Consider the following 21,167-nt stretch of genomic DNA (forward strand, 5'->3'; position numbering starts at 1 on the left):
ATCGTTTTTTGGCACGCTGTTTGTAATTAGTAAATCGTATTCACACATTAAATTTTACAAATATGAAAAAAATAGCCTTTTTATTAGCTGGTTTACTCCTTACAGGATTTACCGTTAATGCAGACACAAATAACAGCCATGTTAATTCAACATCTATAACATTTGGTGGTTATAGCAATTCATACATATTTGTAGAAGGTGGTATTGAATTTTCGATTTTTCGAGATGGGCAATTCGATTTTAATATTCAACGCTATGTTAATTCTAATGTAAATGTTTCTATAAGTTCACCTAATGTAAACATTAGTTTTAATTCTGGATACGATTATAACGGGTATGTGCAATACGATGAGTTTGGTGCAGTTATTCAAATAGAAAATACACCAATTTTTTACGATTATTACGGACGTATTTCTCAAGCTGGAAATGTAAATATACATTATAACAACTTTGGCTATGTATCGCGTGTTGGTGGATTGTATTTACACTATAACAGTTATAACAGATTTTCACACTATACTGGTTTTATAAATATTTATAACAGACATTATGTTTACAGACCATGGCATGCTTACTATAGCATTCCTGCTTTCAACTATTGTGTTGTTTACAATAGACCTTACAGACAATACTATAACCCTGTACGCTATGTTTATAACAGACCTTTTTATAATAATTATAGACCAAGAACATCGGTTGCTAGTAGACGTGGGCATTCTATAATAAGAAATTCCCGTTATGCTACTGTAAATAGAAGTGCTAGAAATAGAACGCAGGTTAATAGACAAGCGTCTTCTAGAAGAAGTTATGCAAGTGCAAGCACAACAAGTTCTAGACGTGATAATACATCTATAAATAGAACAGTAAGTCGTAATAATGTATCATCTGCAAGTAGTAGAACTTCAAGAAATACAAATTCTCAAATTGCGAGTCGTGATTCAAGAAGAAATAGTAATACTCTTAATCGTAATACTACTGGAAATAATAGTTCTAATAGAAATGCTGTAACTAGGAATTCAAGACCTAATAATAGCACCGCTAACCGAAATACAACAAGAAGTAATACGCCCTTTAATAATACTAAAAGAGTTAAAGAAAGCGTTAATAATACAAGAACGAGAAACAATACAGTAACAAGATCTATAAATAATTCTGTTACTCAAAAACCAAAGAGAAATAATACACGTACATATAATAGCAGCAGTACAACTAGAAGAACAGCTCAAGTAGCTAATAGAAGCTCGCAAAGTAAGCCTAGAACGACACAAAGATCGATTTCTAGACCGTCTCAAAGCAAATCTAGAGCGACGACACAAAGCAGAAGTTCTTCTAACAATAATACAAGATCTGCTTCAAGAAGAAGGTCTTAACCGTTTTGGTTGGTTAGTTGGAAAGCCCCGCGATAAGTTTGCCTCAAAGCAAATTCGTGGGGTTTTCTCTTTTTAAAAATTAGCGTTTAAGGATTTTTTTAATTAGTATAGATATATCTTCAGAAAGTCTCAAATAGTGCGCTATAAAAACATAAAAAGATGTAACTAAGATTGACTTCAATACAATATTAACTACTGGATTAAAAGTAAAGTTCCAGTAGTAGAAAATAACAAAACACACAACTATTAACACCAATGCTTTCAATGTATTACTTGTAAAAGGTATTATTTTAAACAGAAAATTCACAAATAATATTTTGGCAATATTATAAATCATCACAGCTATAAAAGTTGCATAAGCGGCTCCAACAACACCGTATTTAGGAATAAATACAATATTTAAAGCAATGGTTAAAACAACCAAGCCAAACCCTAACAAGAGTACCATTCTATAGTAATCGCTATTAAAAAGAATGGCGTTATTATTCCCCAATAAATTATCAGATAATTTCGCAATACCAATTAAAAACACCACAATCATGCCTTCTCTAAATTTTTCAGGTATTAAATGATATAATTCAGAAATATTTAAAACAATTAGCAGGAAAATTAAACCACTTATTATAAATAAACTCAGTGAACTTTTTTGGTATAATATTTTTAATTCTCCTTTATCATTATCATTAAGAAGCTTTGCTGTTATAGGGCTTGTTATTTGGTGCATCGCTCGAGCAGGCACACCTATAACACTAGCAATATAGATAGCTACAGCATAATAAGCAACGTTTTCTATTTGTATATAATGTCCAATCATGAACTTATCAATCTCCAAAATAATATTTGCAACCGAACCCGCTATAATTATTAATGCAGAATATTTTAAAATATCACGAATATTAGCAATTCTATTAAATCTTAAAATTGGCACTTTTAAACTGAAGGCATACAAAGCCATAATTACCATACGTAAAGCGTAAACCCCTACAAGATTATAAATAAGTTGGTTTACATTAATAAATTCCAAATACAGGCAAAACAACAATATTGTCGTACTTATTCTATGAAATATTTCTTTCATAAAGTTCCCAAATACGCTGTGCATTTGTACTTTGCTCCATGCATAGAACACTTCGAAATAGGCAAATAAAATGGCTGACAAAAAGATTAACCAAATGTAATCTTGAATAATACTATTTTCTTGAGTAAGCCAAAAACTTATAGATTCAAAAGACAAATAACCAAGAAACCCAACAGGAATAGCAATACACAAAGGCAATATAAGCATAAGTGTTAAAAAGCTATTCTGTAATTGTCGTGTTTTAAATGACGAATAGAATTTAATAATCGTATTATGAACACCAAAAGCCATGAGAGGCATCATTATAGCTGCTGTAGAGAATATATACTGTATAAGACCGAAATAATCATCGTTTACAAAATTTGTAAACAGAAATAATACATTAATCCCGCCTATAACAAAACCTACATACGTTGTAAATGTATTTTTTATAGACTGTTCTAGAACGATACCCATATTAAATTAACTCTGCTAACAATTTTGTTAATTCCTTTCTGCTATACTTTTGTAACCCAATGGCATGAGATTGTAATTCTCCCATTTTAAAAGCTTTATAATGTTTTAATATAGTGTTTTTTAAAACTTCGAAATCATCATATAAAAAATAATCACCTGTATTAGTTTCTTTAATAATTTTTTCCACATCAGAGTCTTTTGGCCCTACAGCAATTATAGGACGATTGGAAATCATATATTCAAAGAGCTTTCCTGGTATAATACACCTTGTTTCTTCTGAATTAATTTCAACTAGCAAAAGAACTTGTGATTTTTTTTGATATTTAATTGCTTCTTTATGTGAAACATAACCTATGTTATTCAAATAATTACTTAAAACAAAATACCTAATGGTATTTATAACTTCATCGCTTACCGAACCTATTAAGTTTAACTGAAAATCTTTAGCAAAATCATCATTTTCTTTTATTAATTCAGAAAGTGCTTTCCATAAATTCAAAGGGTTTCTTTGTGACAATAAAGACCCAATATGTGCTAATGTAAATTTCGAATCTATTGCAAAATCTGTCATCTTTTCCTTATCATAACCATTGGTTATAACAGTAATCGGTATCTCAGTAATTTCTTTAAACTCTTTTTTGGTTGCAAAACTTGTTACAATTACCTGATCTGCACTATTTAAAACTTTACGCTCTAAAATTTTATGCTTTTTTTGAGACTTTTTAGTAAGTTTTAGCTCTTTATGATATCCTATAGTAGTCCAAGGATCTCTAAAATCTGCCAACCACTTCACTCCTAAGCTTTCCTTGAGTCCTAAACCAATAAGATGCACACTATGTGGTGGTCCCGTTGTAATAATGGTTTCAATATTATTTTCGGAGATGTATTGCGATAAATAAGCTATGGAAGGCTTTACCCAGTTTTTTCTAGCATCTGGAATAAAGAAATTACCACGTATATATAACATAAATTGTTCAAGAAAACTTTGCTTGTCACCTTCAGGAATAATGCCTTTACTAATGGCCTTTGCAGATTTTTTAGAAAACAAATTAGCTAATTTATAAGGCTCTTTTATTGGTCGCTTTATAATATGAAGATTATCTGAAACTTCTTTCAACAAACTTGAATCGGCAATAGCATAATTAGGGTTTTCTGGTATATAAACAATTGGTTCAACATTAAAATCTGGCAAATACTTTACAAACTTTAACCAACGCTGTACACCAGGACCTCCTGCAGGTGGCCAATAATATGTGATTATGAGTGCTTTTTTACGCACTTTCATTTCTTTTTTTAAACTCGTAAAACAATCCAGCTAATATTAAAAAACCAAATAAAACTGAACTGGCTAATGCTATTTTACTACCAGTTTTAACAACATCTGGATCAAATCTAAACTCAATAGTATGATTTCCAGCAGGAATTTCCATACCACGCAATGTATAATTAACCCGCATGTGATCTACTTCTTTACCATTTATAAAAGATTTCCAACCATTGCCATAATACACTTCAGAAAACACAGCAAATCCATTGTTTGAGTTGTTTGATTCGTATTTTAAGTAATTAGGAGTCACTTCCTTTAAATTTATTGATGCTAAAGAATCTACTTTGAAACTATCGTTAAAATCTGAAACAGGGATTCTAATATCTATTAAAGCTTGTTTTTTTGTGTTTAAACTATCTAAAAGCTTAATTTCCTCATTAGCAGACGACACCCTAATTAACCTATTTATAAACCACGCATTACCATTAACATCTTCATTAGTATAAGTAAACATTCCTCCTTTTTCATCCTGAGCTATAATATATTTGGTGTTTAACATATTAAGCACATTAATGTTGTTTTTAACTATATACCAATCAAAAACTTCTCTGTATAGCTTCAACTCCGCTGCATTATAACCATTTAAGGAATTGTGATAGTATGAAGGTTTTGATGGACCCGAAACCAAATCGAACACTCTAAAGTGTGTGGTGTCTTTCAATATTTCTTTATCAGCTTCATTTTTTTGAAAAGGCTCATTAACTTGCTTTGCAGAAACAAAGTCATCATTATTTACGTAACGCTTATTAACACCTACTAAATCAAAAAGAATAAGTGCTGCAAAAATCACAATCACCCATTTTTCTTTTAGCTTATCTTTTAAAAATGCCCAAATTATTCCTGCAGAAAGCAATACTAGGATTAATGAACGAATCGTATCTTGAGTGAAAATAGCTTTTCTATCTTCTTTAATAGCATCAATAAAAGCTTGTCCGTAATTCTGACGATAAAACCCATCATTAACACCAGCAAAATCAAATGATGATTTAAATAACAAGAACAGAATGGCTATACCGCCTGTAATTCCAGCAGTAAACTTTAAAGCTTTTAGTTTTTCTTCTTTCTTTTCAAAATCATTAAACAGCCTTACGAGTCCGAAAATTGCTAAAACAGGAATACACAACTCTAAAATGACTTGTACAGAAGTTACTGCTCTAAATTTATTGTAAAGAGGTACGTAATCAATAAAAAAATCTGTTAGAAACCCTAGGTTTTTCCCATAAGATAATAGTAATGACAAAATTATTCCACCAACTAACCACCATTTTAAGCGTCCTTTCACTAAAAACAATGCAAACACAAATAAAAACAACACTACAGCTCCTATATAAGCAGGTGCCGCAACCCCTGGCTGGCTACCCCAATACATAGGTGCTTGTTTTGATGCTTGCAAAGCCTGACTTGGTGATGCGCCTAGTTTCCTGTAAGCTTCAAAAGTAGCGGAATCTTTACCGAGATCCTCACCATTTCCACCACCCATTAAACGTGAAATATATAAGTTAAATGTTTCTAAAAAACCATAACTATAAGCTGTTATATGATCTCTATCCAAACCAGTAGTTACTTCTTTCGGCGAACCATCAGGATTTATCGTTAACTCACTTTTTCCTCGAGCACTCTCTTTTAGGTATTCTTTGGTAGCTAAAATTCCAGTGGCATTTAAAGCTAAGGCAAGAAAAACAGCAGCAAATAAAATACCTACCGATTTAAAATAATGTGGTAATATTTTTTTTCTGTAAGCATCAATTAAATAAACTACCCCTAAAACAATAACTAATAGCATTAAATAATAGGTCATTTGGAAATGATTTGCGACAATTTCTAAACCCATCGCTACTACAGTGAGTAAAAATCCAGCAATATATTTTCGCTGAAACGTTAACAAAATACCACTTAAAACCAAAGGCATATAAGCAATGGCGTGTGCTTTACTGTTGTGCCCAACACCAATAATAATTATCAAATATGTGGAAAACCCAAAAGCAATCGCGCCGAGTGCTGCGAGTTTAAAATCGACTTTTAAAACCAATAGCAGCACATAAAAACTTAGTAAATACAAAAAAAGATAATCTGCTGGTCGTGGTAAAAACCGTAGCGTTAAATCTAATTTTTTAATGTAATTATGTGGGTACTTAGCACCTAATTGATAGGTTGGCATACCAGCAAAAACACTATTAGTCCAATACGTTTCTTCTCCTGTTTTTGTTTTAAAATCTTTTTGCTGTTTAGATTCACCAATATAGTGTACTATATCACTTTGCAAGATCTGTTTACCTTTTAAAACAGGACTAAAATAGGCTAATGAAATTATAATGAACCCAACTATAACTAAGACGTGTGGTAGGATTCTTTTAATTGAAAACTGCATGAAAACGTATTAAAACAATGATTGTGAAAATAGTTATAATTTTCAAGAATTACATAAATTGAAAGTACAAATTATAACTATTCAATTTCTTCATAATCAACATAATCGCCAACATCTTTATTTGACACCTTTGTCTTTGGTATTTTATCAATGGTAACTTCTCCTGGTTTTTTTGAAGTTTCTTGTTGTTGCTTTTGAAATTGACCAAATTGATCTCCAAAACGTTGTTCTGCTTTTTTTGCAACAAATTTCAACAAAAAAGGAGCAAACAAGCGCGATAAAATTTTAATTCCGAAATAAATTAAAAGAATGATTAGTATCATTCTTACAAATCCCGTTACAGATGCGAAATGCAGCATAAGAATAGTTTTAGGCAAAAATACAATTCTATAGGCTTAAAAAACGTTTAAAAATGATAAAAAAACTATAAAATATCTATATTTGAGAACCCTTAATCGCAACCAATTAACAAAATACGTTAAAAATCAAATTGAGATTCTATCTAAATTCCTAACTATGAAGCCTATCAAATCTACTTGCATACTTTTTTTTAGTTTAATATCAGCACTTTCTTTTAGTCAATACACCGACGTTATAAACTCAAATAGACCTGGTGTTTCACGTAGTGCATTTTCTGTAGGTACAAATGTTTTACAATTTGAAGTTGGACCATATATAATTAATGAAGAACGCACGCCAGCATTAAGAAACGAGGTATCTGGTTTTGGTGTTGATTTTGCAGCACGATACGGATTGTTTTTTGAAGAATTAGAACTAAACATTGAAGGCACCTACCAAAATGACACAAAGACTTTTTTCTCAAGTATTCCATTTGAAGAAGATCGTGCTAATTTTAAGTTTTTAACAGTTGGTGCTAAATATTTGATTTTCGATCCTTATAAAAATTCTGAAGAAGACAAACCTAATTTATATAGCTATCATGCAAATCACAGGTTTAAATGGGAATCTTTAATTCCTGCGGTGTCCGTTTTTGTTGGTGCCAATTTTGACACTAAGAACAACCCATATACAGCACCAGCAATAGAAGGTTTTAGCCCAAAAGTAATGATCGCTTCTCAAAATAATTTTGCAGGAGGATGGGTATTAGTACTTAATTTAATAAAAGATAGAATTGGTACAGACCAATCCGATTTTCAATATATTATAACATTAACACATTCATTTAACCCGAAATGGGTGATATTTGGAGAAACTCAAGGAATTAAAAGCGATTTTTATGCCGATAATCTATTGCGGTTTGGTGGTGCTTATTTATGGGGTAAAGATTTTCAACTAGATACCGCTTTAACTTTTAACACCAAAGATACGCCGTCTGTTTTTAGTGTTAATTTTGGTGCTTCATATAGATTCGATTTTCACAAAGACAAAGAAAATGAAGACATAGATAATGGTGGCTCTGCTAAAGAGGAAGGTAAACGTCAAGCAAGACGTAATAAAAACAAGAAGAAAAAGAATTCTGATTCAGATTCGAAAAAGAAACAACAACGAAAAGACACAGATTTTGACGACAACTAAAAAATCAAAATCTATTATTTTTATATGATAACACTGAAAGAAGTACATACAAAAAAAGACTTAAAAACATTCGTAAAGTTTCCTTTTAGACTATATAAAAATTCTAAATATTGGGTTCCTCCTATTATTAATCAGGAAATAAAAACATTTAACAAAAAAGAAAATCCCGTTTTTAATGATGCCGAAGCTAGATTATTCCTAGCCTTTAAAGGTGATGAAGTTGTTGGAAGAATTGCTGCTATTATTAATTGGTTAGAGGTTAAAGACCAACAACAACAAAAAATGCGCTTTGGCTGGTTTGATGTTATTGATGATATTGAAGTATCCAAAACTCTACTTAACAAAGTTTTAGAGATAGGTAAAAATAACAACCTTGAGTACATTGAAGGTCCTGTTGGCTTTTCTAATTTAGACAAGGTTGGTGTTTTAACCTATGGCTTTAACCATATTGGAACCATGATTACTTGGTATAACCATCCTTACTACGCAACGCATTTTAATAAACTAGGATATAGAATTGAAAAAGAATATTTAGAACACAAACATGCTTTTGTAGACATAAAGAGAGAGAGTTTTGCTAGAATTCAAGAAATAATTAAAAAACGTTATAAGCTAAAGGCGCTTTACTTTAAAAAAACAAAAGAAGTTATGCCTTATGCAGATAGAATGTTCGACTTGTTTAATGAAAGCTATGCATCTTTATCATCGTTTGTTGCCATTACAGATATTCAAAAAGAATATTTTAAAAAGAAATTTTTAGGATTCATTAACCCAGAATATATAAAGTTTGTTGTTGATGAACATGATGAATTAGTTGCATTTGGTATAGTAATGCCATCTTATGCTGAAGCATTACAAAAAATGAACGGAAAACTTTTCCCTTTTGGTATTAAGCACTTGTTACATGCAAAAAAGCATAGTAAAAAAGTAACTTTTTACTTAATAGGTGTGCATCCAGAATATCAACAAAAAGGTGTACACGCTATAATTTTTAATGAATTCTATAATACTTTTAATAAAAAAGGAATAGTTGAATGTATTCGCACACCAGAATTAGCAGATAATATTGCTATTAATAAGATTTGGAAAAATTTCAATCCTGTTACTCATAAAAAACGGTGTACATTTAGAAAAGATATTGCATAAAAAAAATCCAATTCTTTAAGAATTGGATTATTTTTTTTTATTTGCTCATCAGTTTTAAACTTCTACTCACCCATTGCTGCTAAAACAGCCGCAGATAAACGTTTGTATGTACCATTTTGCAATCGATCTCTAATAGCATCAAAAGCATCTAAAGTCTCTTCAACATCTTTTAAAGTATGTGTAGCGGTTGGAATCATTCTTAGTAAAATTAATCCTTTAGGTATTACAGGGTAAACCACTATAGAACAGAATATTCCGTAATTTTCTCTTAAGTCTCTAACTAAAGCCATAGCTTCAGGAATACTCCCTTTTAAATACACTGGTGTAACACAACTTTGCGTTGTACCAATATCAAAACCACGCGATTTTAATCCAGATTGCAATGCGTCAACTATAGTCCAAAGATTTTGCTTTAATTCTGGCATTGTCTTTAACATTTCCAAACGTTTTAATGCACCAACTACTAGTTGCATTTGTAACGATTTAGCAAACATTTGAGAACGCAAATTGTATTTTAAATAATCTATAATTTCTTGATCTGCAGCAATAAAAGCACCTGTGCTTGCCATAGATTTTGCGAATGTTGCAAAATATACATCAATATCATCTTGCACCCCTTGCTCTTCTCCCGCACCTGCTCCAGTAGCACCTAAGGTTCCGAATCCATGAGCATCATCAACAAATAATCTGAATTTAAATTTCTTTTTAAGCGCTACTATTTCTTTTAAACGTCCTTGTTCTCCTCGCATTCCAAAAACACCTTCAGAAATCACTAAGATTCCACCACCTGTTTGTTCTGCCATTTTAGTAGCACGCTCAAGGTTTTTCTCTAAACTTTCAACATTATTATGCTTATATGTAAAGCGTTTACCCATGTGCAAACGAACACCGTCAATAATACAAGCATGTGCATCAACATCGTAAACTATAATATCATCTTTAGAAACTAAGGCATCAATGGTAGACACCATGCCTTGATAGCCGAAATTTAATAGATAAGAAGCCTCTTTATTAACAAAAGCCGCTAGTTCATTTTGAAGCTTTTCATGTAAATCTGTATGACCAGACATCATTCTTGCTCCCATTGGGTAAGCCGACCCATACTGTGCTGCAGCTTCAGCATCAACCTTACGTACTTCTGGGTTATTTGCTAAACCTAAATAATCGTTGATACTCCAAGTGATAACATCTTTTCCTTGAAACTTCATACGATTAGAAATCTCTCCCTCTAATTTTGGAAAAACAAAATACCCTTCAGCCTGAGATGCCCATTTACCTAATGGTCCTTTGTCTTTATAAATTTTATCAAATAAATCTTTCATTCATTATAAATCTTATAGCTATTAAATTTAAGATATAACCTTTAATTTCTAAACGCTTCAAAATATCATAAAAAAAACACAAATAGTGCGTTTTAGTTATTTCAATAAAGCTTTTAGTTAATGCTTAGTTAGTTGTGCAAAATTAAATATTTATATTGTTTGAGCATAATTTTTTAATACCCAATTAGTAATAAAATAAAAAAAGAGATAACTTTTTGTTAAAACAACAATAGTTATCTCTTTTCTAGGTAGATATTATTTATTATTTAATGTATTGTATCTTTTCTGCAGCTTCTTCATGAACACTATCAAAGAATCCTTGTTCGTTCATCCACTTATCGCTGTAAACTTTACTCATGTACCTAGAACCGTGATCTGGAAATATAACAACAACTTTATCTCCTTTTTTAAATTCACCTTGCTCATTTAACTGCTTAACAGCTTGCATTACAGCTCCAGATGTATATCCTACAAACAATCCTTCATTTTTAGCTATCTCACGTGCTGTATGGGCACTTTCCTCATCTGTAACTTTTATAAATTTATCTATAAGGTCGAAATCTGTTGCAGATGGAATAAGATTTTTACCTAAACCTTCAATTCGGTATGGATAGATCTCTTTTTCATCAAATTCTCTAGTTTCATGATACTTTTTTATTACAGAACCAAAAGCATCTACTCCTATAACTTTTACATCTGGGTTCTGCTCTTTTAAATATTTGGCTGTACCCGAAATAGTTCCTCCAGTACCACTACATGCAATAAGATGTGTTATATTACCTTCTGTTTGATTCCATATTTCTGGACCTGTACTGTGGTAATGGGCATCTATATTAAGTTGATTGAAATATTGATTGACATAAACAGATCCTTTTGTTTCCTCATGCAAGCGCTTTGCTACCTGATAATAAGATCTAGGGTCATCTGCACTAACATGAGCAGGACAAACATAAACCTTGGCTCCCATGGTTTTTAGCATATCTATTTTATCTGCTGATGATTTTGAACTTACCGCCAAAATACAATTATAACCCTTAATAATACTTACCATTGCTATACTAAACCCTGTGTTTCCAGAAGTAGTCTCAATGATAGTATCGCCAGGTTTTAAAATACCTTGCTTTTCTGCTTGCTCAATAATGTAAAGTGCTATTCTATCTTTTGAAGAATTACCTGGGTTAAAAGATTCCACTTTTGCTAGATAATCTCCTTTATAATCTGCGGTTAGTCTATTAAGTCGAATAAGAGGTGTCTGACCTACTAATTCTAAGACATTATCAAATACTTGATTTTTTTGCTTCATATGTACCATTTAAAGACTAGTATATTTTTAAAAATAAATACAGTCTAAAACCTTGCAAAAATAATACATTTTTTTTTATTACTGATTAATTCTTTCTAAATCTAATAAAAAGGCATATTCTAAGGCTACTTCCTTAAGACTTTCAAAACGTCCAGAGGCACCTCCATGGCCAGAATCCATATCTGTATGTAGTAATAATTTGTTATTATCTGTCTTGTAGTCTCTAAGTTTTGCAACCCATTTTGCTGGTTCCCAATATTGTACTTGCGAATCATGTAACCCAGTTGTTACCAACATATTCGGATAATCTTTGGACGCAACATTATCATAAGGCGAATAAGATTTCATATACTCGTAATATTTCTTATTATTTGGATTTCCCCACTCATCATATTCTCCAGTAGTTAAAGGAATAGTATCATCAAGCATCGTTGTAACTACATCAACAAAAGGTACTGCTGCCAAAACACCGTTATACAATTCAGGATTCATGTTTATAACAGCTCCCATAAGCAATCCTCCTGCTGAACCACCATAAGCATATAAATGGTCGCTTGAAGTATATTTCTCTTTAATAAGGTGTTTAGAACAATCTACAAAATCGGTAAACGTATTTTTCTTAGATAGAAGCTTTCCTTTTTCATACCAATCTCTTCCTAAGTACTCTCCTCCTCTTATATGGGCAATAGCATAGATAAACCCTCTATCTAATAAACTTAGTCGGATAGTAGAAAAAGACGGATCTATTGTAGATCCATACGAACCATAGGCATACTGTAGTAAGGGATTTGTTCCATCTAATTTGATTCCTTTTTTATACACTAAGGAAATAGGTACTTTTACGCCATCTCTTGCCGTTGCCCAAATACGTTCTTCTGCATAATTTTCTTTTTTGAAATTCCCACCAAGAACCTCTTGCTCTTTCATTATTTCTGATTGCCGAGTCTTTAAATTATAATCAATTACAGAACTTGGAGAAGTTAATGAATTGAAACCATAACGCATCGTGTCGCTATCAAAATCTGGATTATTTCCAATGTAAGCGGTGTAAGTTTCAGAATTAAATGGCAGTTTATAATCTTCTTCTCCGTTCCAACTTATAATTCTTAAATTGTTGAGTCCGTTTTCACGTTCGTTAATAACCAAATAATCTTTAAAAATTTCAATATCTTCAATCAATACGTCTTTTCTATGTGCAATAACTTCTTCCCAATGTTCTAACTCTGTGCTATTTTCACTTGTTTTTAAAAGTTTGAAATTTGTTGCATTATCCTTATTAGTGATTATATAAAAATGGTCATTAAAATGTGAAATACTGTAGTCTAACTCACGAATTCGTTTTTGAAATACTTTAAATTCATCATCTGGCGTGCTGGCATTTAAATAGCGATATTCGGTTGTTAGCGTACTTGATGAACCGATAATGATATATTTTTTCGACTTAGATTTATAAACAAAGGTGTTAAAAGTGTCGTCAGCTTCATAATATACTTGTAAATCTTCACTAGAAGCTGTATATAATTTATGCTTAAAAATTTTATGAGATCGTAAAGTAACTGCATCTTTCATTGAATAAAACATAGTTTTATTATCGTTTGCCCAAGTGGCACTACCTGTTGTGTTTTCAATTTTATCAGCATAGATCTCTCCTGTAACTAGGTTTTTAATTTGAATTGTGTACTGCCTTCTACTAACTACATCTGTTGAAAAAGCAGCCATTGTATTGTCTGGACTAACAGAAATACCTCCTAATTTAAAATAAGCATGACCTGCAGCCATTTCATTGCAATCGAACAAAATTTCTTCTGGAGCATCTAAAGACGCTTTCTTTCTTGTATAAATTGGGTAATCTTTCCCAGTTTCATAACGTGTTAAATACCAATAGCCATTTAATTTAAAGGGTACTGTTGTATCGTTCTCCTTTATTCTACCTTTCATTTCTTTAAAAAGTTCTTTTTGAAAAGCTTTGGTATGCTTCATAACACTTTCTGTATAAGCATTTTCGGCATTTAAATAATCTAAAACTTCAGAATCTTCCCTATCATTCAACCAATAATAATTATCTAATCGAACATCATCATGAATACGTAACTCGTGAGGAATTTTTTTGGCAATTGGTGAGCTTATAGCAATAGTACTTTTTGTCATTTTTGGTTCTTTTTTACAAGAATGAGCAAAAATAAAGCTTATGACTATAAAAATAATGAGATTCTTCATTTTTAATAAACTAAGGGATGAAATTACTCTATTTATTTTGATAGTTTTGTAGTTATATACTAAAATATAGAAATTATGTTTGGAGATATGATGAAAATGATGGGTAAACTTAAAGAAACCCAAAAGAAAGTAGAAGAAACTAAAAAGCGTCTTGATACCGTTTTAATTGATGAATCAAGTACCGATGGGAAACTTAAAGTAACCTTAACAGCAAATAGAACCATAAAAACTATCGAGATAAATGAAGATCTTCTTGAAGACAAAGAACAACTTGAAGATTATTTAATCTTAACGCTAAATAAAGCAATAGAAAATGCAACGCGTGTTAATGAGGCAGAACTTGGTGCTGTAGCTAAAGAGGGTATGCCTAATATTCCTGGGATGGATATGTTTAAGTAAGGGACGGAAGACAGTTTATAGGAGACTAAAGCAGAGAAATAGCACTAAAATTTAAGGGTTTTTAAAATATTTAACAATTTCTCATGCATAGCATTGGTGTAATCTAAATGCGTTACCATTCGTAGTTTACCTCCACCCATGCTTATAATGTGAATATTTTTATCGGCTAGGTTTTGTACAAATTCCTTTTCGTTAATATCTTTATTTAATTCGAAAATAACAATGTTAGTTTCTATAGGCTCCACAGTATTGATAATTGATAATCTAGTTAACTCCTCACCTATTTCTTTTGCTTTTTTATGATCTTGATCTAAGCGTTCAATATTATTATCTAAAGCATATAATCCTGCAGCTGCTAAATAGCCAGATTGTCGCATATTACCGCCAAAAATTTTACGTATTCTAATAGCATTTTTCATGATTTCTGAATCTCCTACTAAAATTGATCCAACAGGACACCCCAGTCCTTTACTTAAACAAACAGAAATGGTATCAAATAAACTTCCATACTGTTGCGTAGTTTCATTTTTAGCAACTATAGCATTCCATAAACGTGCGCCATCTAAATGAAAACCTAAATTATTATTATCGCACACCAATCTAATTTTTTTCAATTCATTAAAATCCCAGCAAGCTCCTCCCCCTTTATTCGTAGTATTTTCAATTTCAACTAAGCTAGCTTGAGCATACCAATAATCACTTGGATTAATAACTTCTTCAACCTGTTTAGCTTTAAACATACCTCTATTGCCATCTATTAACTTGCATGACACACCGCTATTAAAAGAGGCACCACCAGATTCATAATTATAAATATGAGCATATTTATCGCAAATAATCTGGTCTCCAGGGCTTGTATGTAATTTTAAAGCTGTTTGATTTGCCATAGTTCCTGAGGGAAAAAATAGGGCTTCTTCTTTACCAAACATACTTGCAATACGCTTCTCTAGAACCTTAACCGTAGGGTCTTCCCTAAACACATCGTCACCAACATTTGCTTGCATCATAGCTTCCAACATACCCTTGGTTGGTTTGGTAACTGTATCACTTCTTAGATCTATTATCATTCTTTTTGATAGGTTCATCTGGTTTTAAGACAGTATTTGAATCGATAAATATTGAGATAGGTGCTATAATACGATTGCTGAGTTTCATATAAAGCTTAGCAAAAAAATCGAATAATATCTCTATTAAATTGAATAGAAATTTTTCATCCTTAATATAAAACTTATGCCAGTAAATATCTTCATAAATTTTTAATTCTGGATACCTTAACTCAAATTCTTTAGCTTTTTTAGCATCTTTAAATATGCTTTTTTCATGAATAATTCTATTTCTTAAATAATAATAATCTTTAATCCTCCTAAACAAATCCTTCATATCTCCGATATCGACATCTATAATCTTAACAAAAAAATTCCAATAATTATCTAAACTACCCTTTCCGCTTAAATCTTTCAGCTTTATTGGAGATTCTAAACATATTTCAAATTCACTACAAATTCTATTAAGGTTTCCTTCCATCAATGAAAGTATAGAAATTAAAGCCGAATCTCTTTGCAAATATTGTAGTTCAACAACCGTTCTTCCTTCATCCAAAAAGTATTTATTCTTATAATCATTTTCAATTTTTTATCATCAATTTTAGCATAACCCTCATCATTGCTGATTTTCTCTCGAAGGGCTTTCCTTTGAGAATCGTATAAATTTTGATGATTAGCAATAACCATTTTCATTCCTTTCAACCCTGAATTAATTTCACTTTGCCATTCATCTAGATGGTTTTTTATATAAAACACATCTCTATAAATATAATTAACCTTATAGACTTGTTTTGTTGGTTTGAAATTATCTTTCCCTTTTATTATTCTCATGAATTTATATTTAAGTTTACTTCCCGTTATCCATAAAGCTACATAAATTAACCTCAAAAATCATATGATATAATTTTTAATTGAATGATTTAAATCTATTTTTGTTCAAAATAAAATACTATGATTACTTCAGATCAAATTAAAGATCTAAATACCCGCCTTGACAAACTTAGGCACTATCTTTGACATAGATGCCAAACTTATAGAAATACAAAACGAGGAAGAACAAACTTTCGACCCAAATTTCTGGAATGACCCCAAAGCCGCAGAAACGATTATGAAATCCTTGCGTGTTAAGAAAAAATGGGTACAAGACTTTAAAGATTTAAAAACACTTATTGAAGATTTAGAGGTTATTTATGAATTCTTTAAAGAAGGCGAATCCTCTTTAGAAGATGTTGAAAATCGCTTTAATGAAGCTTCCGTTTTAATGGAAGATGTAGAATTTAGAAATATGCTTTCTGAAGAAGGTGATAGCTTAAGTGCTGTATTACAAATTACAGCTGGAGCTGGAGGTACAGAGAGTTGTGATTGGGCAAATATGCTTATGCGCATGTACTTAATGTATGCTGAAAAAAGTGGCTTTAAAGTACGAGAATTGAATTTTCAAGAAGGAGATGTTGCCGGTATTAAAACAGTTACACTAGAGCTTGAAGGCGATTTTGCCTTTGGTTGGCTAAAAGGAGAAAATGGCGTACATCGTTTAGTGAGAATTTCTCCTTTTGATAGTAATGCCAAACGACACACAAGTTTTGCTTCGGTATATGTATACCCGTTAGTTGATGATTCTATTGAAATAGATATTAATCCTGCCGATATCGAAATAACAACAGCGCGATCAAGTGGTGCAGGTGGTCAAAATGTAAACAAAGTTGAAACTAAAGTACAACTTACCCATAAGCCCACAGGTATACAAATATCTTGCTCAGAAACACGTTCACAACATGATAATAGATCAAGAGCTATGCAAATGTTAAAGTCGCAATTATATGAGATTGAATTACAAAAACAATTAGCACAGCGTGAAGATATTGAAGCTGGCAAAATGAAGATTGAATGGGGAAGCCAAATTCGCAACTATGTGATGCATCCATATAAATTAGTGAAAGACGTTAGAACAGGTCATGAAACAGGTAATGTAGATGCCGTTATGGATGGGAATATTGATAGTTTTTTAAAGGCTTATTTAATGATGATGGGACAAAAAGTAGAAGATAATTCTAACTTATAAAAAACAATTGAAACCCCTATTTTGGAAGATTATGAAAAAAATAGACACAATAATATTCGATCTTGGTGGCGTTTTAATAGATTGGAATCCTGAATACGTTTTTCTAGATGTTTTTAATGGCAATCGCGAAAAAATGCAATGGTTTTTTGATAACATTTGTACAAGTGATTGGAATGAAAATCAAGACGCTGGTTACCCTATAGCTAAAGCAACAGAAGAACGCGTATTACTATTTCCAGAATATGAAAAGGAAATAAGGATGTTTTATGGCAGATGGGTTGAAATGCTTGGTGATGCTATAAGCGATACGGTAAATATTCTTAAATATTTTATTGATTCAAGTAATTATAAAGTTGTCGCTCTTACAAATTGGAGTGCTGAAACTTTTCCTATTGCATTAAAACGTTTTGAGTTTTTGCAGTGGTTTGAAGGTATTTTAGTTTCTGGTGAAGAAAATACTAGAAAACCTTTCGATGAAATTTATAATTTAACACTCGAAAGATTTAATATAAAAGCTGAAAACGCCATTTTTATTGATGACAACTTGAGAAACATTGAAGCTGCTAATAACTTAGGAATTAACGGAATTCAATTTAAATCACCAAAACAACTTATTCAAGACCTAAAAGCATTTAATATAGAAATATAATGATAAAAATATACCATAATAACCGTTGTAGTAAGTCTCGCTGTGGGCTTGAAATTCTTGAAAACTCAGGAAAAGAATTTGAAGTTGTAAAGTACTTAGAGAACACCCCCTCTATAAAAGAATTAAAAAACATTATTCAACTACTAGACATAAAACCTATCGAGTTGGTTAGAAAGAATGAAGCTATTTGGAAAAGCGAATACAAAAACAAAAACTTAAGTGATTCTGAGATTATTACTGCCATGATTGAAAATCCAAAACTGATTGAGCGTCCTATCGTAATTAACGGTAATAAAGCAATAATAGGTCGTCCTCCTGAAATAATTTTAGATATTATTTAACTTAATTCTATAGCCATTAACACAATTTTAACCAAATGGCTTTATGTGGTAAGTTACCTTTGCCTTAAATGCAATTTAGAGCAGAATGTCCAAAAACACATTTACCTACTTATTCTTTATTCTATTTTTTTCATTTGGATTTAGCCAACCCAAAAACAATGATATAATAATTTCTAGTCCCGTTTTAAAAAAAGACGTCATTATTTCTGGAAAAGTATTTGATAAGGAAACAAACACCCCTTTAGAGTATGCCACTATTTCCTTTTTTAGCCAAATTGAAAATAAAATCGTAACTGGCGGTATAACCGATACAAAAGGCGCATTCAAAATCACGGTTCCAGCAGGCGTTTATAATATTTCTATTGAATACATTTCATTTAAAACGCAAACTATTAAAAACAGAAAAATAATTTCTAATGAAAATATTGGAGAATTTTATTTGGAGCTTGATTTAGAAGCTTTAGATGCTGTAGAAGTAATTGCAGAAAAAACGACTGTTGAAGTTCGATTAGATAAAAAAATATACAATGTTGGAAAAGATTTAACGGTGCGTGGTGGAAATGTTAGTGATGTTTTAGATAATGTACCTTCGGTTTCTGTTGATGCTGAAGGAAATGTTGCCTTAAGAGGGAATAGCAATGTAAGAATACTTATTAATGGAAAACCATCAGGCTTAGTTGGTTTAGATTCTAGTGAAGCACTTCAACAATTACCAGCTGAAGCTATAGAAAAAGTGGAGGTAATTACATCGCCTTCTGCAAGATATGAAGCTGAAGGAACAGCAGGTATTTTAAATATAATTCTTCGCAGAAGTAAACTTTTAGGATTAAATGGTGCTTTAACAAGTAATATAGGGCATCCAGATCGGGCAGGTATCTCTGGAAATCTAAATTTCAGAACAGGCGATTTAAATATATTTAACACATTGTCATATAGATATAATGAGTCTCCTGGATATTGGTATTCTTATACAACTTTTAAATCTTCTGGAAATATAAATGATGAAAAACGTGATTGGGTAAGCACCTCAAAAGGTATCACTAATAACTTTGGAATTGAATGGTACATAAATAATTCATCATCTATTACAACGTCAATGCTATACAGTAATAATAGTGGAGACAATAATTCGATAAATAGATTATTGCAACTAGATTCTAATATGAATTTATTAAGTGAAAGCTTACGATTAGACCCTGAAAATCAAGATTCAAAAAACATACAATACACTTTTAATTATACAAAAAACTTTAAAACTTCTGGCCATAAACTAACCTTCGATTTTCAATTTGAAGATAATGATGCAGATGAATTTTCATTAATAAATTCTAATGGTATCGATACCGATATTCTAACTCAAATTGTAGATGGCTCAAAGATTTTTTTACGATCAGACTATGTTTTACCTCTAGGTGAAAATAGCCAATTTGAAATAGGATATCGTGGCGATTATAACGACACAACAACAGATTATAAAGTAGAATTGTTAAATGAAAATACTAATGTCTTTGAGATAAACAATAACCTTACTAATATTTTCAATTTTAGAAACTATATTCATGCGGCTTATGTACAATTTGGGAGTAAAATTAATAAATTTTCATACCTTTTAGGTTTACGTATGGAAAACACACAGTTAACCTTAGACCAACCAACATCAGGCGATTTTGAAAAAAGGAATTTTACTGGCTTATTTCCAACTATTAATCTAACTTATGAATTTAACGAAGATGAAAATTTAACACTAGGGTTCAATAGAAGATTAAGTCGCCCTAGATCTTTTTTTCTAAACCCATATCCTTCTAGAAGTAGTATAACCAATATTTTTCAAGGAAATCCAGCTCTCAACCCTACCTATTCTGCTAAGTTTGACCTAGGGTATCTTAATAGGTTTAACAACTTCGTGCTTAGCTCTTCTATATATTATCAACATTCCACAGATATAATGAAGTTTATTAGTAAAGAAACTGGAGAAATTGTTGAGATTGATGGGCAAGATATTCCCGTTATATTAAGAACACTTTTAAATATAGCAACAGAGGATCGCTATGGTTTAGAATTTAACTTAACCTATAGCCCATCTAAAAAATGGCGTGTAAATACAGATTTTAATATATTTAATTCTATCATCGATGGTGAGTTTGATAGTACAAATTTCGATTCAGAAAATGTAAGTTGGAGAGCTCGTTTAAGTAACAAACTAACAATTCCATGGAAAATTGATTGGCAAACCAATATCAATTATAGAGGACCGAGTTTAGATGCCCAAAACACAAGAGATGGTATACTAACTGTTAATCTTGCATTTAGCAAGGATTTATTTAAAGAAAAAGCCTCTATTGCTTTTAATGTTAATGACTTATTTAATACTCAAGCATTTAAAGGAACTGTTGAGACTGAAGATTTTATTACAGAAAGAGATTTACGGTATCGAGGAGTTCGCTCTTATAACCTATCTTTTACCTACAGATTTAACCAGAAGAAAAAACGTGAATTCCAACGAAATTTCGAAGGAGGAGATGTAGATATATAAATAAAAAAGGAAGCTAA

18 protein-coding genes are annotated in these 21,167 nt (G+C 31.3%); 8 read left to right on the top strand and 10 right to left on the bottom strand.

The window, feature by feature from the left end:
* Nucleotides 1-62 precede the first annotated feature (62 nt).
* Nucleotides 63-1,370, top strand: a complete 1,308-nt coding sequence (locus Q0739_RS08650) for a hypothetical protein (RefSeq protein WP_298238319.1) — start codon at nucleotides 63-65, stop codon at nucleotides 1,368-1,370.
* A 79-nt stretch (nucleotides 1,371-1,449) separates the two neighbouring features.
* Here the strand turns inward: Q0739_RS08650 and Q0739_RS08655 are convergent, their stop codons facing one another.
* From Q0739_RS08655 to Q0739_RS08670, 4 genes are all read right to left on the bottom strand, one after another.
* On the bottom strand, nucleotides 1,450-2,904 hold the full coding sequence (locus tag Q0739_RS08655) for an oligosaccharide flippase family protein (RefSeq protein ID WP_298238320.1): 1,455 nt from the start codon (nucleotides 2,902-2,904) through the stop codon (nucleotides 1,450-1,452).
* Nucleotide 2,905: 1 nt separating this feature from the next.
* Complete coding sequence (locus Q0739_RS08660; RefSeq protein ID WP_298238321.1) at nucleotides 2,906-4,189, bottom strand: glycosyltransferase; 1,284 nt, start codon at nucleotides 4,187-4,189, stop codon at nucleotides 2,906-2,908.
* The gene (locus tag Q0739_RS08665) at nucleotides 4,176-6,599 is read right to left on the bottom strand and encodes a YfhO family protein (RefSeq protein WP_298238322.1); all 2,424 of its coding nucleotides are present in this window, start codon (nucleotides 6,597-6,599) and stop codon (nucleotides 4,176-4,178) included. The genes Q0739_RS08660 and Q0739_RS08665 overlap by 14 nt, the downstream gene beginning before the upstream one ends.
* A 77-nt stretch (nucleotides 6,600-6,676) precedes the next feature.
* Nucleotides 6,677-6,958, bottom strand: coding sequence for a DUF4834 family protein (locus tag Q0739_RS08670; RefSeq protein ID WP_298238323.1), 282 nt, complete (start codon nucleotides 6,956-6,958; stop codon nucleotides 6,677-6,679).
* A 157-nt stretch (nucleotides 6,959-7,115) separates the two neighbouring features.
* On the opposite strand from Q0739_RS08670, the gene Q0739_RS08675 reads away from it, so the two are divergent.
* Together Q0739_RS08675 and Q0739_RS08680 are read left to right on the top strand one after the other, a co-directional pair.
* Nucleotides 7,116-8,135 carry a transporter gene (locus tag Q0739_RS08675; RefSeq protein ID WP_298238324.1) on the top strand — a complete coding sequence of 340 codons (1,020 nt, stop codon included), beginning with the start codon at nucleotides 7,116-7,118 and terminating at the stop codon, nucleotides 8,133-8,135.
* Nucleotides 8,136-8,159: 24 nt separating this feature from the next.
* On the top strand, nucleotides 8,160-9,281 hold the full coding sequence (locus Q0739_RS08680; protein WP_298238325.1) for a GTP cyclohydrolase: 1,122 nt from the start codon (nucleotides 8,160-8,162) through the stop codon (nucleotides 9,279-9,281).
* Nucleotides 9,282-9,343: 62 nt separating this feature from the next.
* On the opposite strand, the gene Q0739_RS08685 is transcribed toward Q0739_RS08680, so the two are convergent.
* The 3 genes from Q0739_RS08685 to Q0739_RS08695 all read right to left on the bottom strand — a co-directional run bounded on the left by Q0739_RS08685 (nucleotide 9,344) and on the right by Q0739_RS08695 (nucleotide 14,054).
* Nucleotides 9,344-10,603 carry an aminotransferase class I/II-fold pyridoxal phosphate-dependent enzyme gene (locus Q0739_RS08685; protein WP_298238326.1) on the bottom strand — a complete coding sequence of 420 codons (1,260 nt, stop codon included), beginning with the start codon at nucleotides 10,601-10,603 and terminating at the stop codon, nucleotides 9,344-9,346.
* A gap of 262 nt (nucleotides 10,604-10,865) precedes the next feature.
* On the bottom strand, nucleotides 10,866-11,906 hold the full coding sequence (locus Q0739_RS08690; RefSeq protein WP_298238327.1) for a cysteine synthase family protein: 1,041 nt from the start codon (nucleotides 11,904-11,906) through the stop codon (nucleotides 10,866-10,868).
* Nucleotides 11,907-11,984: 78 nt separating this feature from the next.
* Nucleotides 11,985-14,054, bottom strand: a complete 2,070-nt coding sequence (locus tag Q0739_RS08695) for a S9 family peptidase (RefSeq protein WP_298238328.1) — start codon at nucleotides 14,052-14,054, stop codon at nucleotides 11,985-11,987.
* Between the two features lie 144 nt (nucleotides 14,055-14,198).
* On the opposite strand from Q0739_RS08695, the gene Q0739_RS08700 reads away from it, so the two are divergent.
* Entirely contained in the window at nucleotides 14,199-14,522 is a 324-nt protein-coding gene (locus Q0739_RS08700; RefSeq protein ID WP_298238329.1) for a YbaB/EbfC family nucleoid-associated protein, read from the top strand.
* A gap of 44 nt (nucleotides 14,523-14,566) precedes the next feature.
* Here the strand turns inward: Q0739_RS08700 and Q0739_RS08705 are convergent, their stop codons facing one another.
* From Q0739_RS08705 to Q0739_RS08715, 3 genes are read right to left on the bottom strand one after another with little or no spacing between them, the layout of a single operon-like run.
* The gene (locus tag Q0739_RS08705) at nucleotides 14,567-15,589 is read right to left on the bottom strand and encodes a GntG family PLP-dependent aldolase (protein WP_298238330.1); all 1,023 of its coding nucleotides are present in this window, start codon (nucleotides 15,587-15,589) and stop codon (nucleotides 14,567-14,569) included.
* Complete coding sequence (locus Q0739_RS08710; protein ID WP_298238331.1) at nucleotides 15,567-16,121, bottom strand: hypothetical protein; 555 nt, start codon at nucleotides 16,119-16,121, stop codon at nucleotides 15,567-15,569. Before Q0739_RS08710 ends, Q0739_RS08705 begins: the two co-directional genes overlap by 23 nt.
* Nucleotides 16,064-16,396, bottom strand: a complete 333-nt coding sequence (locus tag Q0739_RS08715) for a hypothetical protein (protein WP_298238332.1) — start codon at nucleotides 16,394-16,396, stop codon at nucleotides 16,064-16,066. Before Q0739_RS08715 ends, Q0739_RS08710 begins: the two co-directional genes overlap by 58 nt.
* 120 nt (nucleotides 16,397-16,516) lie before the next feature.
* Here Q0739_RS08715 and prfB point away from each other — a divergent pair.
* From prfB to Q0739_RS08735, 4 genes are all read left to right on the top strand, one after another.
* Nucleotides 16,517-17,627, top strand: a protein-coding gene (gene prfB, locus Q0739_RS08720; protein WP_298238333.1) for a peptide chain release factor 2 whose coding sequence is annotated in 2 segments (ribosomal slippage) — nucleotides 16,517-16,579 and nucleotides 16,581-17,627 — 1,110 coding nt in all. Because the reading frame shifts where the segments join, the coding sequence is not laid out codon by codon here.
* A gap of 31 nt (nucleotides 17,628-17,658) precedes the next feature.
* Entirely contained in the window at nucleotides 17,659-18,276 is a 618-nt protein-coding gene (locus Q0739_RS08725; protein ID WP_298238334.1) for an HAD family phosphatase, read from the top strand.
* Nucleotides 18,276-18,617 (top strand): arsenate reductase (glutaredoxin), encoded by a 342-nt coding sequence (arsC, locus tag Q0739_RS08730; RefSeq protein WP_298238335.1) that lies wholly within the window; start codon nucleotides 18,276-18,278, stop codon nucleotides 18,615-18,617. The genes Q0739_RS08725 and arsC overlap by 1 nt, the downstream gene beginning before the upstream one ends.
* 85 nt (nucleotides 18,618-18,702) lie before the next feature.
* Nucleotides 18,703-21,150: an outer membrane beta-barrel protein gene (locus Q0739_RS08735; RefSeq protein ID WP_298238336.1), complete on the top strand. Its 2,448-nt coding sequence runs from the start codon at nucleotides 18,703-18,705 to the stop codon at nucleotides 21,148-21,150.
* Nucleotides 21,151-21,167 lie beyond the last annotated feature (17 nt).

Source organism: uncultured Algibacter sp. (genome assembly GCF_947487605.1).
Taxonomy (GTDB): Bacteria; Bacteroidota; Bacteroidia; order Flavobacteriales; family Flavobacteriaceae; genus Algibacter_D.